Annotated in this window: 14 protein-coding genes; 8 read left to right on the top strand and 6 right to left on the bottom strand. The window is 71.5% G+C overall.

Annotated features, from left to right (window positions below):
• Nucleotides 1–1,560: glycosyltransferase family 39 protein (locus ABD308_RS14630; RefSeq protein ID WP_344333646.1), on the top strand; the 1,560-nt coding region annotated here is incomplete at its 5' end.
• 4 nt (nt 1,561–1,564) lie between these two features.
• Here ABD308_RS14630 and ABD308_RS14625 read toward each other — a convergent pair.
• Both ABD308_RS14625 and ABD308_RS14620 read right to left on the bottom strand, forming a co-directional pair.
• Nucleotides 1,565–2,059, bottom strand: a complete 495-nt coding sequence (locus ABD308_RS14625) for a GNAT family N-acetyltransferase (protein ID WP_344333644.1) — start codon at nt 2,057–2,059, stop codon at nt 1,565–1,567.
• Nucleotides 2,002–2,367: a hypothetical protein gene (locus ABD308_RS14620; protein WP_344333640.1), complete on the bottom strand. Its 366-nt coding sequence runs from the start codon at nt 2,365–2,367 to the stop codon at nt 2,002–2,004. The genes ABD308_RS14625 and ABD308_RS14620 overlap by 58 nt, the downstream gene beginning before the upstream one ends.
• Before the next feature lie 93 nt (nt 2,368–2,460).
• Here ABD308_RS14620 and ABD308_RS14615 point away from each other — a divergent pair, with 93 nt between their 5' ends.
• Entirely contained in the window at nt 2,461–3,432 is a 972-nt protein-coding gene (locus ABD308_RS14615; RefSeq protein ID WP_344333637.1) for a helix-turn-helix domain-containing protein, read from the top strand.
• Between the two features lie 37 nt (nt 3,433–3,469).
• Here ABD308_RS14615 and ABD308_RS14610 read toward each other — a convergent pair whose 3' ends face one another.
• From ABD308_RS14610 to ABD308_RS14595, 4 genes are all read right to left on the bottom strand, one after another.
• Entirely contained in the window at nt 3,470–4,285 is an 816-nt protein-coding gene (locus ABD308_RS14610) for a histidine phosphatase family protein (RefSeq protein WP_344333635.1), read from the bottom strand.
• Nucleotides 4,286–4,453: 168 nt separating this feature from the next.
• Nucleotides 4,454–6,004, bottom strand: coding sequence for a monocarboxylate uptake permease MctP (mctP, locus tag ABD308_RS14605; protein WP_425554767.1), 1,551 nt, complete (start codon nt 6,002–6,004; stop codon nt 4,454–4,456).
• Nucleotides 6,005–6,063: 59 nt separating this feature from the next.
• Nucleotides 6,064–6,345, bottom strand: coding sequence for a DUF3311 domain-containing protein (locus ABD308_RS14600; protein ID WP_344333629.1), 282 nt, complete (start codon nt 6,343–6,345; stop codon nt 6,064–6,066).
• 292 nt (nt 6,346–6,637) lie between these two features.
• Nucleotides 6,638–7,429 (bottom strand): GntR family transcriptional regulator, encoded by a 792-nt coding sequence (locus tag ABD308_RS14595; RefSeq protein WP_344333626.1) that lies wholly within the window; start codon nt 7,427–7,429, stop codon nt 6,638–6,640.
• A 338-nt stretch (nt 7,430–7,767) separates the two neighbouring features.
• Here ABD308_RS14595 and ABD308_RS14590 point away from each other — a divergent pair, with 338 nt between their 5' ends.
• The 6 genes from ABD308_RS14590 (at nt 7,768) to ABD308_RS14565 (ending at nt 15,596) form a co-directional block, all read left to right on the top strand.
• Nucleotides 7,768–9,057 (top strand): extracellular solute-binding protein, encoded by a 1,290-nt coding sequence (locus ABD308_RS14590; RefSeq protein ID WP_344333623.1) that lies wholly within the window; start codon nt 7,768–7,770, stop codon nt 9,055–9,057.
• A 90-nt stretch (nt 9,058–9,147) separates the two neighbouring features.
• The gene (locus ABD308_RS14585; RefSeq protein ID WP_344333619.1) at nt 9,148–10,176 is read left to right on the top strand and encodes a carbohydrate ABC transporter permease; all 1,029 of its coding nucleotides are present in this window, start codon (nt 9,148–9,150) and stop codon (nt 10,174–10,176) included.
• The gene (locus ABD308_RS14580) at nt 10,173–11,006 is read left to right on the top strand and encodes a carbohydrate ABC transporter permease (protein WP_344333616.1); all 834 of its coding nucleotides are present in this window, start codon (nt 10,173–10,175) and stop codon (nt 11,004–11,006) included. Before ABD308_RS14585 ends, ABD308_RS14580 begins: the two co-directional genes overlap by 4 nt.
• 6 nt (nt 11,007–11,012) lie before the next feature.
• Nucleotides 11,013–12,566, top strand: coding sequence for a glycoside hydrolase family 3 protein (locus tag ABD308_RS14575; protein WP_344333612.1), 1,554 nt, complete (start codon nt 11,013–11,015; stop codon nt 12,564–12,566).
• A gap of 431 nt (nt 12,567–12,997) precedes the next feature.
• Complete coding sequence (locus ABD308_RS14570; protein ID WP_344333653.1) at nt 12,998–14,308, top strand: extracellular solute-binding protein; 1,311 nt, start codon at nt 12,998–13,000, stop codon at nt 14,306–14,308.
• 235 nt (nt 14,309–14,543) lie between these two features.
• Nucleotides 14,544–15,596: an SIS domain-containing protein gene (locus tag ABD308_RS14565; protein ID WP_344333609.1), complete on the top strand. Its 1,053-nt coding sequence runs from the start codon at nt 14,544–14,546 to the stop codon at nt 15,594–15,596.
• The last annotated feature ends 32 nt before the right edge of the window (nt 15,597–15,628 follow it).

Here is a 15,628-nt window from a genome sequence, read left to right as displayed (position 1 = left end):
GCGGGCCGCGCCGTGCTGGACGCCGACGAGGGGGCCCCGCGGTGGCGCGCCACGCTGGGCGTCGCCCTGCCGCCGGTCCTGCTCACCCTGGCGCTCTGCCTCTACGGCATCGGGGACCGCCAGCTCTGGCGGGACGAGCACGCCTCCTGGTGGGCGGCCACCCTGTCCTGGTCCGACCTCGGCGCGCTGCTCGGGAACATGGACCTGGTGCTGGCGCCCTACTACGTGCTGCTGCGCCTGTGGATCGCCGTCGCGGGCGACTCCGAGGCCGCGCTGCGGCTGCCCTCGGCGCTCGCCATGGCCGCCGCCGCCGGCTGTGTGGCCCTGCTCGGCCGGCGTCTGCTCTCACCCCGGGCCGGGCTGCTCGGCGGCCTGCTGTTCGCCGTCTGCCCCGCGATCACCTGGTACGGCCAGGACGCCCGCCCGTACGCCTTCGCCGTGCTGGCGGCGGCCGGCAGCACCCTGCTGCTGACCCGGCTGGTCCAGGACCGCCCGGGGCCGGTGCCGGCCGCGCCGCGCGCCGTCCCGCTCGCCTGGGCCGGTTACGGGCTCACCGTGGTCGCCATGGGACTGACCCATGTGGTGACGCTGATGGTGCTGCCCGGCCACCTGCTGCTGGTGGCCCGCGAGTTCCGCCGCGCACCGGCCGCGCCGGACGACGGCGGCACGCGCTGGGTCCTGCTCGGCCGCTGGGCGCTGGCCTCGGCGGGGGCGGTGCTGCTGCTGAGCCCGCTGCTGCTGCTCGGCGCCGGCCAGAGCGGGCAGATCGCCTGGAACGAGCGGGACTGGGACGACCTCGGCATGCTGGTCACCGACCTGGCCGGGTCCGCCGCGTTCGGCTGGACGCTGCTGGTGGCCGCCGTGCTGGGCGCGGTGAGCCTGCTGGTGCTGCGCCAGCGGGGCGCCGGTCTGCTGATCTGCTGGGCGCTGCTGCCGGTGCTGCTGACCCTGGGGACGGCGCACTGGCTGCACCTGTTCCTCGCCCGCTACCTGCTCTTCACGGTGCCCGCCTGGGCCCTGCTGGGCGCCGAGGCGGTCGGGCGGCTGCCCGGCCTGGTCTCCCGGTTCACCGCCTCGGGGACGCCGCCGCGCTGGGTGGCCGGGCCGGCCCCGCTGGTGGCGGCCGTCGCGCTGGCCGGCGTGCTCGCCTGGCCCGCGCAGGCGTCCGTGCGCGCGGACCTGCCCGGCGAGGCGGACGCCCCGGCCGCCGCCCGGCTGATCGGCGAGGGCGTGCGCCCGGGCGACGGCGTGGTGTACGAGCCGGGCAGCTCGCTGCGCCGCTCCCTGGCCTACGAGCTGCGCGGCCGCCCGGCGCCCGCGGACGTGCTGCTGTCGGTCTCCGCCGAGCGGGCCGGCAGCTTCGGCGCGCTGGAGTGCGAGGAGCCGGCCCGCTGCCTGGCCGGCACCCGGCGGGTCTGGCTGCTGGTGGCCGGCAACGACCGCCGGCCGTTCGGCGCCGTCTCGGACAAGGTGGCCAAGGAGCTGAACGGCTTCCGCCCGGTCCGCACCGAGAACCTGCCCCACCTGCGGCTGGTGCTGCTGGAGCGCAAGACCGGGTGACCGGTCAGAAGGCCAGGCTGTACACCATCAGGTCGACGCCGGGGATCGGCGACCAGTCGCGCTCCGGGGCGCGGCGGAAGCCGACCCGCTCGTAGATCCGGTGCGCGGTGGTCATCTCCGGCTGGGTGGAGAACGCCATGCCGGTCAGGCCGAGTTCGCGGCTGCGGGTGAGCGCGGCGCGCACCAGGGCCTCGCCGGTGCCCCGACCGCGCGCGGCCGTGGCGGTGGCGAGCATCCGGATCTCGCCCTCCTCGGGGGTGGCGATGTCCGCCCACGGGGTGCCGCCGACCGCGAAGGTGACCGAGCCGAGGACCGTGCCGTCGGACGCGTCCACCGCGACCAGCAGTTCGGCCTCGGCGGCCCGGGTGGCCGCGTCGGCCAGCCGGTGCGCGTACGGGCTCCCGGGGGAGGTGAAGCCGCCGCCGACGAAGGCCTCGACGGTTATGCGGCCGGCTTCCTCGAACTCCTCGGCGCGGGCCGGGCGGATGACGATGTCCATCCGGTCAGTGTGCCGGAATCGCACGGCACGGTGCTGAGCGGGGTGCGGGCCTCCGCTTCGAGGGCGATGACGGCGGTGGCGGTGGAGGTGGCGGGGTCGGCGGACGGGCGGAGCGAGGCGGCGGGCAGGGTGCCGTAGAGCCGGTCCGGCAGGGCGGGGTCGTGCGGGTAGCCGCCCGGACGGTGCCAGTTGTCGCGTCCGGTGGCCTTCTGCCGCGCCACCTCCCGCCCGATCAGGCCGCCGAGCAGGCCGAAGCCGCCGACGGCCCCGAGCAGGGCGAGTGCGCTGGCGAGCGTGTCGGAATCCATGGGTCCACTCTCCCGGCGGCGCGGATCCGGGGCGAGTGGCAGGAATGCCCGATGCCATCGAAAAACTGCCAGCGGGCGGGTTACCCTGGCGGCATGCTGAAGAACGTCGTGGCCGTCGTCATGGAGGACGTCCATCCCTTCGAACTGGGCGTCGCCTGCGAGGTGTTCGGCCTCGACCGGAGCGGGGAGGGGCTGCCCGCCTACGACTTCGCGATCGCCGGCGCCCGCCCGGGCCCGCACCGCACCCACGCCGGCTTCGCCATCGACGTCCCGCACGGTCCCGAACGGCTCGCCGCCGCCGACCTGGTGGTGGTCACCGCCTCCTCGCTGAGCGCCGACTACCCGGCGCCGCTGCTGGACGCGCTGCGGGCGACCGTCGAGCGCGGCGCCCGGGTGCTGTCCATCTGCAGCGGCGCCTTCGTGCTGGGCGCCGCCGGCCTGCTGGACGGCCGCCGGGCCACCACGCACTGGCGGTACACCACCGACCTGGCCGCCCGCCATCCGAGGACCACGGTCGAGCCGGACGTCCTCTACGTGGACGACGACCCGGTGATCACCTCCGCCGGCACGGCGGCCGGCATCGACGCCTGCCTGCACCTGGTGCGCAAGGCGCAGGGCGCCGAGGTGGCCCGGGCGATCGCCCGCCGGATGGTGGTGGCGCCGCACCGCGAGGGCGGGCAGGCCCAGTTCGTGCACCGGCCGCTCCCGGAGGGCGACGGCGAGTCGCTCGCCCCGCTGCTCGACTGGATGCGCCACCACCTGGACGAGGGGACGAGCGTCGAGCAGCTGGCCGCCCGGGTCCACATGTCGCCGCGCACCTTCGCCCGGCGCTTCCACCAGGAGACCGGCACCACCCCGCACCGCTGGCTGACCGGGCAGCGGCTGCTGCTCGCCCAGCGGCTGCTGGAGTCGACCACCGAGCCGGTGGACGCCATCGCCACCCGCTGCGGCTTCGGCAACGCGGCCACCCTGCGGCACCACTTCGGCCGCCGGCTGGGCACCACGCCGCTGGCCTACCGCCGCTGCTTCGCCGAGCCCGCCGCAGCGGTCGCCGTGCGGGTCTAGGCGGGTCCAGGCGGGCCCAGGCGGGGCTAGGACGGGCTCAGCCCGCGTCCTCCAGGTGCCCGGTGTGGTTCCAGCGGTCCGGCCGCAGCCGGCCGCCCTCGGCCCGCCAGACGCTCGCCGAGCAGTTGCGCACCGGCTCCAGCGCGGTCAGCTGCTCCTCGGTGAGCCGGTCCAGCACGTACCGGAGCATGAGCACCGTGCAGTCGTGCGCGACCACCAGCACCGGCCGCCCGGCCTCCTCCGCGCCGATGTCGCGCAGCACGCTGCGCACCCGCAGCGCCACGTCCGCCCAGGACTCGCCGCCGGGCGGGCGGTAGTACAGCTCGCCCATCTTCCGCCGCCGGGCGGCCTCCTCGGGGTGCCCGGTCTCGATGGCCGCCTTGGGCAGCATCTCCAGGACGCCGAGCTCGCGGTCGCGCAGCCGCTCGTCGTAGCGGACGGCGAGCGAGACCGGGACGGCGCCGAGGCCGGCGGCCTGGGCGAGCGCGATCCGGGCGGTCTCGGCGGTGCGCACGTAGGGCGAGCACCAGACGCTGCGCGGCCGGTCGGCGCTGGGCAGCGCGGCCCACCAGCGGCCGAGCGCGTGGGCCTGCTGCTGGCCGTGCAGGGAGAGCGGGATGTCCGCGTCCCGGCTGGTGATCGGCACGGTGAGCGCGCCGGCCGCCTCGGCGAGCTGGAACTCGACGTTGGCGGTGGACTCGCCGTGGCGGGTGGCGACCAGGACCGAGGGGAGGGGCGGCGGTCCGAGGGCCGTGGTGGCCGCGACGGCGCCGGCGGTCCGGTGCGGGCCGGCCGGCCGGTGCCGTCCGTCGGTGTGGTGCTGGCCGTTGAGGGTGGTGCCGAGTTCTGCCATCTGCCGCCGCTCCCCGTGGGTCGTTCAGTTGCCGGCCGGTTGTCGGTCCGGTCTGGTTGGTGCCCTGAGTGTGGTGCCCTAAGCACGCGGCCGTTCATACATATGATCGCGCCGCCCCCTCCAGTGTTGATGGAGGAGACGGCGCGACCACAGGGCGCGTGAGGCGTATCAGTGCGCCGCTACGGGCTCCGGCGCGTTCTCCGGTGCCTCGTCGCCGCCCTCGGCGCTGTAGTCGCCCGGCCGGGTCTCGTCCGGGCCGTCCGGCGCCTTGACGGCGCGCAGGACCAGCGTGAGCGCCACCGAGACCAGCAGGTTGAGGACGAAGGCGGTGAGGCCGATGTAGCCGATCTCGCCGATGCCGGGGATCTCGGCCGCGTTCCCGCCGAAGTGCTTGGTCTTGGGACTGGCGATCCCGTACGCCTCCCAGGTGCCGTAGACCATGCCGGCCGCCCAGCCGGCGAGCAGCGCCCAGTGGTGGAACCAGCGGGTGAACAGGCCGCCGACGATCGAGACGAAGGTCTGCAGGATCCACAGGCCGCCGAGCAGCTGGAGGTTGATCGCCGCCTGCTTGTCCATGCCGAGCACGAAGACCAGCGCGCCGACCTTGACCAGCAGCGAGACCAGCTTGGCGACCCGGGTCTCGTCGGCCGGGGTCGCGGCGGGCCGCAGGTACTCCTTGTAGACGTTGCGGGTGAAGAGGTTCGCCGCCGCGATGGACATGATCGCCGCCGGGACGAGCGCGCCGATGCCGATCGCGGCGAAGGCGACGCCGGTGAACCAGTCGGGGAACATGTTCTCGAACAGCTGCGGCACCGAGAGCTGGGTGTTGAAGTTCTTGTCGCCCTTGCCGACCCCGGCGGCGATCGCCATGTAGCCGAGCAGCGCCAGCAGGCCCAGCATCAGCGAGTACGCGGGCATGATCGCCATGTTCCGGCGCACCGTGTTGCGGGACCGGCTGGCCAGGACGCCGGTCACCGAGTGCGGGTACATGAACAGCGCCATCGCCGAGCCGAGCGCCAGCGTGGCGTACGTCCACTGCTTGTTCTCCGGCACGGTGAGCGAGCCGGCCGACTTGGGGGCGCTGAACCGCTCGCCGACCGCGTCGAAGATGTGGCCGTAGCCGCCCAGCCGGATCGGGATGTAGATCACCGCGACGATGATCACCAGGTAGACCAGGGCGTCCTTGACGAAGGCGATCAGCGCCGGCGCGCGCAGCCCGGAGGAGTAGGTGTACGCGGCGAGCACGCCGAAGGCGATGAACAGCGGCAGGTCCTTGACGAACCAGTTGGCGCTCTCGCCCCCGCCGACGCCCAGCACGTCCAGCACGGCCTGGATGCCGACCAGCTGGAGCGCGATGTACGGCATGGTGGCGAGGATGCCGGTCAGCGCCACCATCAGCGACAGCGGCCGGGAGCCGTAGCGCCCGCGCACGAAGTCGGCCGGGGTGACGTAGCCGTGCACCCGGGAGACCGACCAGAGCCGGGGGAGGAAGAGGAAGACCAGCGGGTAGGCGATGATCGTGTAGGGGACGGCGAAGAAGCCCGCGGCGCCGGTCGCGTAGACGGCGGCGGGGACGGCGACGAAGGTGTACGCGGTGTAGAGGTCGCCGCCGAGCAGGAACCAGGTGACCCAGGTCCCGAAGCTGCGCCCGCCGAGGCCCCACTCGTCGAGGTGGAGCGCGTTGTCGGCGCGCCGCCACCGGGAGGCGAGGAAGCCCATCACGGTGACCAGCAGGAAGAAGAGGACGAATACCGCCAGCGCGGGCACGTTGACCCCGTTCACCGGGCGCCACCCGCCTTCCGCGCCCGGGCGGCCCGGCGGGCCTTCTCGTCCCGGTTGACCAGCAGGTAGGCGGCGACCGTGAAGACGGCCGAGACCGGCACCCAGAGCAGCTGGTACCAGTAGAAGAAGGGGACGCCGCCGGCCTCGGGCCCGGTCTTGTCGTACGAGCCCACCCAGAGCATCGCGACGATCGGCACCAGCAGGGCGAGGACGGCCAGCACCCGTTCGGGGGTGACCACCGGGAGGTCGGGTCCTCCCGGTTGGTCTGGCTCGGGCATGACAGGTCGGTCGGTGAGGTCTGACGACATGGTTCGGCTCCGCTCCGGAGGGTTCACCTCGCCGGCGCCGCAACCCCCGGGGAAGCGTGCGCCCCCGGTGGTCCGCCGAGCAGCACCTCTGGTGATCGGCAGTCAGTACGGATGCGGAATCTAGAGCATCGCGTGATCCGTGTCACCGGATCCGGGACGACTTCCCGCCATCCGGGCCCCGTGCGCGCCCGGGCCACGCAACGGGCCCCGGCGCGCGCTACTCGCACGCCGGGGCCCGGGAGCGCGTACGCGCCGGGTCGGACTACTCCGGCCGCTTGAGCCGGGTGATGAACTTGTAGCGGTCGCCGCGGTAGATGGAGCGCACCCACTCGACCGGGTCCCCGTCCGGGTCGAAGGAGTGCCGGGAGAGCTGGAGCATCGGCAGTCCGAGGTCGGAGCCGAGCAGTCCGGCCTCGCGCGGGTTGGCGAGGGTGGTCTCGATGGTCTCCTCGGCCTCGGCCACGGTCACCCCGTAGACCTCGCGCAGGGCGGTGTAGAGCGAGTTGTGCTTGGCCAGGTTGCGGCGCAGCGCGGGGAACCGCTTGGCGGACAGGTGGGCCACCTCGATCGCCATCGGGTCGCCGTTGGCCAGGCGCAGGCGCTCGATCCGCAGCACGCGGCCGCCGGGCTTGATGTCCAGCAGCGGGGCCAGCCGGTCGTCGGCGGAGATGTAGCCGATCTCGATCAGCCGGGAGGTGGGCTCCAGGCCCTGGGCGCGCATGTCCTCGGTGTAGGAGGTGAGCTGGAGGGCCTGGGCCACCTTGGGCTTGGCGACGAAGGTGCCCTTGCCCTGGATGCGCTCCAGCCGCCCCTCGACGACGAGCTCCTGCAACGCCTGCCGGACGGTGGTGCGGGAGGTGTCGAACTGCGCGGCCAGTGCCCGTTCGGGAGGAACGGGGGTGCCGGCGGGCTGGGTCTCGGTAAGCTGCAGGAGGTGGCGCTTGAGGCCGTAGTACTTCGGTACCCGGGCCGTCGGGTCCGCGCCGCCCTGCGGGGCGGGATTCCTCACCTGGGGGTCGTTGACCTGGGCCGTGGTGCCCCCGTCGCTGCTCATCGGACCTGTCTCCCGCTTCTCCCAGAGCTCTCGCGAAGCCCCACCGCATGATTAACGGCTCACATCGTTGCATGTATGGCTACGGAACGAATACCTCATCACGCGATGAACAGGGTGCGGTGTCGGCTTGATAACGGGTGGTCCGGATCGGTCGAACAGCCGTTGACACGCCCATTGGTCTAGGCCAAGCTCCAGGCATCTGGTCTACACCACTAGGCCGGTCACTATGAATCCCCCCACCCGTTCGCTGGAGTCGCGGCACCATTCCTCCCACCTTGTGTGGGTATGCCGCCACGGCCACCCGACGGGGGTAACCAGGCATCCCTCAGGAGGATGGCGTGAAGCGTCAGCTCATCGCGGCGGTCGGCGTCGCGGCCATGGTTGTTGGTCTCGCGGCTTGCGGCTCGGACGCCAAGAAGGAGGGCGACTCGGGCAGCTCGGCCGCCGCGTCCTCGGACAAGAAGGACTACAACGGCAAGACGCTCAAGGTCTGGCTGATGAGTGGCTCGGCCCCCAAGGGCTGGACCGACTCGGTCAAGTCCGAGTTCGAGACGACCTTCCCCGGCTCGAAGCTCGAGTTCCAGGAGCAGCAGTGGGACGGCATCGGCCAGAAGATCACCGCCGCGCTCTCCGAGGGCTCTGTCGACGTCGTCGAGGTCGGTAACACCCAGACCGCGGGCTACGCGGCCTCGGGCGGCCTGCTCGACATCACCAAGGACAAGGCGTACCTGGGCGGCGCCGACTGGGCCAAGAACCAGAACGAGGCCGCGATCCTCGACGGCAAGCAGTACGCCGCCCCGTGGTGGGTCTCCAACCGCGTGGTCGCCTACAACAAGGACCTGTGGAAGGCCGCCGGCCTCGCCGAGGCGCCGAAGACCCTCGACGAGTTCTACGCCGACCTTGAGAAGCTCAAGGCCACCCCGGGCGTCGAGGACGCGATCTACATGCCGGGCCAGGAGTGGTACGTCTACTTCGGCCTGCTCGCCGCCGAGGGTGGCAACCTCGCCAAGAAGGAGGGCGACAAGTGGGTCGGCGGCCTGTCGTCGCCCGAGGCCCAGCGCGCCTTCGAGACCTACAAGAAGCTGCAGAGCTACTCGAAGGCCCCGAAGGACAAGGACGAGGCCACCCCGCAGCAGAAGGACGTCTTCGCCAAGGGCAACGTCGGCGCCATGATCGGCCTCGGCTGGGAGCTCCCGAAGGAGGAGGAGCTGTCGGCGAGCAAGATCGGCTTCTTCCCGCTGCCGGGCAAGACCGCTGACAAGCCCTCCGGTGTGTTCCTCGGTGGCTCGAACCTGGCCATCTCCCAGAACAGCAAGAACACCGACATGGCCAAGGACTTCCTGAAGGTCGCCCTCAACGACAAGAACGAGGGTCTGGTCGCGGCCGCCGGCAACATCCCGAACAAGGAGTCGCTGGCCGGCCAGGTCACCGGTGACTTCGCCAAGGCCGCCGTGCCGGCCGCGAAGCAGGGTGCGATCACCCCGAACACCCCGAACTGGGCCAGCGTCGAGGACAAGCCGAACCCGATCAAGGAGTTCCTGACCGCGGCCCTGCAGGGCGGCGAGTACGCCGCCACCGCCAAGAAGTACGACGACGAGATCGCGAAGCGGCTCAACCAGAAGCAGTAAGCAATCGAGCGGCGTCGCTCACCGGCTCCCGGCGGGGGGCCGGTGGGCGGCGCCTGTCCGTCGTGGTCGGGTATTGAGGAAGTGAGAACGATGGCTGTGCATTCCGAGCGGGTGCACACACAGTCTCCGGATTCAGGGAAGGCTGCTGTGGCCACTATCAAGACGAGCGCCGGTGGTGGCGGCGCCAAGGGCACCCCGAAGAAGAGCGCGAGATCGGCGGACGGCCGTAGCTTCGGCGCCAAGGCCGCCCCTTATCTGCTCCTGCTGCCGGCCACCGTGGCGACGCTCGCCCTGCTCGGCTGGCCGCTGGTCAAGACTGTCCTGCTGTCGTTCCAGAACCTCAACAGGCGCCAGCTCGTCATGCACCTGACCGAGTGGAACGGCTTCGACAACTACACGGAGCAGCTGACCGACCCGGACTTCTGGGCGGTCACCGGACGCACGGTCGCCTTCACCCTGGTGAACGTCGTGCTGATCATGGCCGGCGGCACCCTGATCGGCCTGCTGCTCAACCGCCTCGGCAAGGCGATGCGCCTGGTGCTCTCGGTCGGCCTGCTGATGGCCTGGGCGATGCCGGTGGTCGCCGCGACCACCGTCTACTCCTGGCTGTTCGACCAGCAGTGGGGCGTCGTCAACTGGTTCCTCGACAAGCTCGGCTGGCACTCGATGGCCGACTACAACTGGATGAGCGACCAGTACTCGACGTACTTCGTGATCATCCTGCTGATCGTCTGGCAGTCGATCCCGTTCGTCGCGTTCAACATGTACGCGGGTCTCACCACGATCCCGAAGGAGCTGTACGAGGCCGCCCGGATGGACGGCGCGGGCGCCTTCAAGATCTTCGGTTCGGTGATCTTCCCCAACCTGAAGCCCTTCTTCCTGGCCACGAGCTTCCTTGAGGTCATCTGGGTGTTCAAGGCCTTCACCCAGGTCTACGCGATCAACGCGGGCGGCCCGGAGAACCTCACCCGGAACCTGCCCGTGCACGCCTTCCTTGAGGGTTCCTCGGGCCAGCACTACGGCGTCGGCTCCGCGATCGCCGTGCTTACCATCCTGATGCTGGGCGCCCTGATGGCGTACTACTTCCGCATCATGCTCAAGCAGGAGGACGAGCTGTGAGGCGCTCACTCATCGGACGCACCTGGCCGAACGTGCTCGCGGTCGTCCTCTTCGTCTTCTTCATCTTCCCCGTCTACTGGATGGTCGCGACGTCCTTCAAGAAGGACAGCGACATCATCAGCAAGACGCCGGTCTTCATCCCGTTCCAGGGGACGCTGGACCACTACGTCAAGGCGATCGACGCCAAGCACTTCTGGACCTACGTCACCAACAGCTTCGTCGTCACCGTCGGCGCCGTCCTGGCCTCCCTGGTGATCGCGACGCTCGCCTCCTTCGCCATCGCCCGGATGAAGTTCCGCGGCCGCAAGACCTTCGTCCTGGTCGTGATGGTCGCGCAGATGGCGCCCTGGGAGGTCATGACCATCGCGGTCTACATGATCTCGCGCGACAACAACATGCTGAACAGCCTGCTGCCGCTGACCCTCTTCTACATGATGATGGTCCTGCCCTTCACGATCTGGACGCTGCGCAGCTTCATCGCCGCGGTGCCCAAGGAGCTGGAGGAGTCGGCGATGGTGGACGGCTGCACCCGCACCCAGGCCTTCGTCAAGGTGATCTTCCCGCTGCTGGCCCCCGGCCTGATGTCGACCTCGCTGTTCGGCTTCATCACCGCGTGGAACGAGTTCCCCCTCGTCCTGATCCTCAACAAGGAAGAGGGCCAGGGGCAGACCCTCCCGCTGTGGCTGTCCTCCTTCAAGACCGCCTTCGGCAACGACTGGGGTGCCACCATGGCCGCGTCCACGATGTTCGCCATCCCGGTGCTGATCCTGTTCGTCTTCCTGCAGCGCAAGGCGGTCGGTGGCCTCACCGACGGCGCCGTGAAGGGCTGATCCCCCGTGAGCATCCTCGTTCCCACCCTCCCGGCCTCGGACCAGTTGCACCGCGACGCGCTGACCGTCCTGCAGCCCGGCTTCGTCGGCACCGAGCCGCCGGAGTGGCTGCGCCGCCACCTGGCGGCCGGCCTGGGCTCGGTCGCGCTCTTCGACCGCAACGTGGCCGACCTCGGCCAGCTCGCCGCGCTCACCGCCGCGCTGCGGGCCGAGAACCCCGACGTGCTGATCGCCATCGACGAGGAGTCCGGCGACGTCACCCGGCTGGAGGCGGGCTCCGGCTCGTCCTGGCCGGGCAACCTCGCCCTCGGCGCCATCGACGACCCGGAGCTGACCCGCGACGTCGCCCGTGAGCTGGGCCGGGCGCTGGCCGCCGCCGGCGTCAACTACAACTGGGCGCCCACCGCGGACGTCAACTCCAACCCGCGCAACCCGGTGATCGGCGTGCGCTCCTTCGGCGCCGACCCGGAGCTGTGCGCCCGGCACACCGCCGCCTGGGTGGAGGGCCTGCAGTCGGCCGGTGTCGCGGCCTGCTCCAAGCACTTCCCGGGCCACGGCGACACCGCCGTCGACTCGCACCACGGCCTGCCGGTCATCGACGTCGACCTGGACGTGCTGCGCGCCCGCGACCTGATCCCGTTCCAGGCCGCGATCGCCGCCGGGACCAAGGCCGTCATGACGGCCCACATCATGATCCCGGCGCTCGACCCCAAGCTGCCCGCCACGCTCAGCCCGGCCGTGCTGCGCGACCTGCTGCGCGCCGCCCCCGAGGACGGCGGCCTCGGCTACCAGGGCCTGATCGTCAGCGACGCGATCGAGATGGGCGCCATCGCCGACACCTTCGGCATGGGCGAGGGCACCGTGCTGGCCCTGGCGGCCGGCGCGGACGCGATCTGCGTGGGCGGCGGCCTGGCCGACGAGGACACCGTGCTGATGCTGCGTGACGCCATCGTGGCGGGCGTGGCATCGGGCCGGCTCCCGGAGGAGCGGCTCGCCGACGCGGCCGCCCGGGTGCGCGCGCTCGGCAGCTGGGGCCGGATCGCGGCCCAGGGCGAGCGGCCGGAGGCGGACCTCGCGGTCGGCCTGCGGGCGGCCCGCCGGGCGCTGCGGGTGGTCCGCGCGCCGGGCCGGGAGGTGCTGCCGGTGACCGAGCGCCCGTTCGTGGTCTCGTTCTCCGCCCAGCCGAACATCGCCGTCGGCGACGTCACCCCGTGGGGTGTGGCGGACATGCTGGCCGACCGCTTCCCGGGCACCCGGACCCGCGAGGTCGGTCCGGAGGCCGCCGAGGCCGGGGTGCTGGACGCGGTGGTGGCCGAGGTGCTGGCCGGGGCCGCCGACCGCCGCCTGGTGCTGGTGGTCCGCGACGCCCACCGCCACGACTGGATGACGGCCGCGCTGGCCCGCCTGGTGGCGGCCCGCCCGGACGCCGCGGTGGTCGAGATGGGCCTGCCGCAGTCCGAGCCGGTCGGCGCGCTGTACGTCGCCACCCACGGCGCCGCCCGGGTCTGCGGGCTGGCCGCCGTCGAGGTCCTCACCGGACAGTCGGGGACGATCGGCTGAGTCCCCGTCGGACCGTCACGCCGCGTGCCGGGAGGCATTCGGCCAAAGGGCCCGTCATGCGCATGTCGCATGGCGGGCCTCGGCGTTTTTCGGCCGGTTGACGCCCTGTGACCTGCGGCTTCGCAAGATGACGATGTTCCCTCAAATCGCCCTTAAGGCAGCCTTAAGTTCTACATAGGGTGACGGTCGAACAACTGATCGCCACGCGGTACAACAGGTCTGCAACGGCCGTGCCTGCCAGGCCATTTGGCGTTGACACCAACTGTGGTCTAGGCCAGGCTCCAATCCATCCGGTTCGAATTTCAATTTGGCCGGATGTGGTATTGGCCCACCCCGAAGCTCTTCGCCGCCCCTCCCTGGACACGGTCCCGTCGGGCGCCGGCGCGCCGCCGGCGGGCACCAGCTCTAAAACACCCTCGGAGGATGGCGTGATTAAGCGTCGGTTCATGGCGACGGTCGGCATCATGGCGCTGGCCGCCGGACTGACGGCGTGTTCCTCGGGCGGCTCGGCGTCCGACGACGCGAAGAGCGCGTCGGCGGACCCCGCGGCCGCGACCGGCACCGTGACGGTCTGGCTGATGGACGACGCCCAGAAGAACTGGCCCGACCTCGTCCAGCGGGTCAACGACGAGTTCGCCGCCAAGTACCCGAACGTGACCCTCAAGCTCGCCTACCAGGGCTGGGCCGACAAGGTGGCCAAGCTCGACAAGGCGATCGTCGACGGCAACGCCCCGGACGTGGTCGAGCTGGGCAACACCGAGACCATGAAGTATGTGCTCTCCGGTGCGCTGGCGCCGGTGGAACGCACCACCTTCGACAACGCCGACACCTGGATCAAGGCGCTCGCCAACACCTGCACCTACCAGGACAAGCTCTGGTGCGTGCCGTACTACGCGGGCGCCCGGGTCGCGATCTACAACTCGGCGGCCTTCCAGCAGGCCACCGGCAGCGCCGACTTCCCCAAGACCGAGGACGAGCTGCGTTCGGCACTCGACAAGATCGCGGAGAAGAACAAGGCCGACAAGACCTTCTCCCCGCTCTACCTGCCTGGTTCGTTCTGGTACGCCGCGATGAGCTACGTCTCCGCGTACGGCGGCGCCATCGCCCGCTTCGACAGCGGCGGCATGTGGCACGGCACCCTGAACGACCCCAAGTCCCAGCAGGGCATCAACCACTTCATCGACCTGGTGCGCAAGTACAACAAGGGCGACCAGGCGGTCAACGAGCAGAACCAGTACGAGGCGATGGCCCGCGGCCACGCGGCGTCCTTCTACGGCAACGGCTACGAGGCGGCGAGCGTCATCGCGCCGGTCACCGGCGACCCGAGCCTCAAGGACGCGGTCAAGGTCGCCACCATGCCCGGCCCGAACGGCAAGCCGCTGCCGACCTTCATCGGCGGCTCGGCCCTCGCGGTCACCGCGAAGTCGCCCACGGTGCCCCTGGCCACCGACTGGGTCCGGATGTTCACCAGCGCCAAGTCGGAGCAGGCGCTGGCGGACAAGGACATCCTGCCGAACAACCTCACCCAGCTGAACCCGCTGAAGACCAAGCCGGCCACCGCGGCCGCGGCCAACGCGGTGCCGGACGCCTGGTTCACCCCGCTGGCCCCCGGCTGGGGCCTGGTGGAGAAGCAGAAGATCCTGCCCGACATGCTGACCGCCATCCTCCGCGGCAAGTCGGTGGACCAGGCCACCAAGGAGGCGGACGCCGCGATCGACCAGCTCATCAACAAGGCCGGCTGAGCCGCCGTCCCCGGGACGCCGGACCCCCTCCCCGCACCGCCGGGAGGGGTTCCGCGCACGTCCGGACCAGCGGGACCCGCCGCGAGCGCCTCCTCGGATGTGCCCCGGGCGGGCGGCCCCCGTAGGATTGCCGAAGCATTCACCGCAGCGAGTGTGCGGACTCGCCGCCGTAGAGGTCCCCGCCGGGCATTCCCGTCCGGCCGGGGTGGAACCATCTCATCGGAGGCCCCACACGATGTCCGACACGCAGACCGTCCCTGGCCGGATCATGGCGGCGGAGATGGCCGAGCAGCCGGCCGTCCTGCAGCGCATCCTCGACGAGGGCGCCCCCAAGATCTTCGAGATCGCGTCCCGGATCGCCGCCCGCAAGCCGCGGTTCGTCCTCCTGACCGCGCGGGGCACCTCGGACAACGCCGCGCTGTACGCCAAGTACCTGATCGAGATCCTGCTGGGCAAGCCGGCCGGCCTGACCTCGATGTCCACCACCACCGCCTACGGCGCCAAGCCGGACCTGACCGACGTGCTGGTGATCACCGTCAGCCAGTCGGGCGGCTCGCCGGACCTCGTCGCCTCCACCAAGGCGGCCCGCGAGGCCGGTGCCATCACCCTGGCGGTCACCAACAACGCTGGCTCGCCGCTGGCCGAGGTCTCCGAGTTCCACATCGACGTGCTGGCCGGCCCGGAGAAGGCGCTGCCCGCCACCAAGACCTACACCGCCGAGCTGCTCGCCCTCTACCTGCTGGTCGAGGGCCTGCGCGGCGGCGACGGCGCGGCCGCCAAGGACCTGCCGGAGCTGGCCGCCGGCGTCCTGGCCCGCCAGGACGAGGTCAAGGCCCTGGCCGAGCGCTACCGCTTCGCCCAGCGCCTGGTCATCACCTCGCGCGGCTACGGCTACCCCACCGCCCGCGAGGCGGCGCTGAAGCTGATGGAGACCACCTACATCCCGGCCTCCCCGTTCTCCGGCGCCGACCTGCTGCACGGCCCGCTGGCCATGGTCGACAACGTCTCCCCGGTCATCGCGATCGTCCCGGACGGCAAGGGCGGCGAGGCCCTGCAGCCGGTCCTGGACCGCCTGCGCGGCCGTGGTGCCGACCTGGTCGTGGTCGGCCAGCAGGCGCAGGTGGAGGCCGCCTCGGCGGGCTTCGCGCTGCCGGCCGGCGTGCCCGAGGAGGTGCAGCCGATCCTGGAGATCCTGCCGCTGCAGCTGCTGGCCTACGAGGTCACCATCGCCCGCGGCCAGGACCCGGACGCCCCCCGCGCGCTCGCCAAGGTCACCGAGACCCACTGACGCGCCCCGCAACGCCGGAGCCCCCGTCCACA

The organism is Kitasatospora putterlickiae (assembly GCF_039527695.1).
GTDB lineage: Bacteria > Actinomycetota > Actinomycetes > Streptomycetales > Streptomycetaceae > Kitasatospora > Kitasatospora putterlickiae.
This window is presented reverse-complemented; position numbering and strand designations above follow the sequence as displayed.

Coding starts and splice junctions, on each gene's coding strand:
- mctP (WP_425554767.1), bottom strand. CDS start 6,004: ATGGGCTTCCTCGCCTCCCGGTGGCGGCGCGCCGACAACGCGCTCCAC.
- ABD308_RS14625 (WP_344333644.1), bottom strand. CDS start 2,059: ATGGACATCGTCATCCGCCCGGCCCGCGCCGAGGAGTTCGAGGAAGCC.
- ABD308_RS14585 (WP_344333619.1), top strand. CDS start 9,148: ATGGCTGTGCATTCCGAGCGGGTGCACACACAGTCTCCGGATTCAGGG.
- ABD308_RS14620 (WP_344333640.1), bottom strand. CDS start 2,367: ATGGATTCCGACACGCTCGCCAGCGCACTCGCCCTGCTCGGGGCCGTC.
- ABD308_RS14595 (WP_344333626.1), bottom strand. CDS start 7,429: ATGAGCAGCGACGGGGGCACCACGGCCCAGGTCAACGACCCCCAGGTG.
- ABD308_RS14610 (WP_344333635.1), bottom strand. CDS start 4,285: ATGGCAGAACTCGGCACCACCCTCAACGGCCAGCACCACACCGACGGA.
- ABD308_RS14600 (WP_344333629.1), bottom strand. CDS start 6,345: ATGCCCGAGCCAGACCAACCGGGAGGACCCGACCTCCCGGTGGTCACC.
- ABD308_RS14565 (WP_344333609.1), top strand. CDS start 14,544: ATGTCCGACACGCAGACCGTCCCTGGCCGGATCATGGCGGCGGAGATG.
- ABD308_RS14615 (WP_344333637.1), top strand. CDS start 2,461: ATGCTGAAGAACGTCGTGGCCGTCGTCATGGAGGACGTCCATCCCTTC.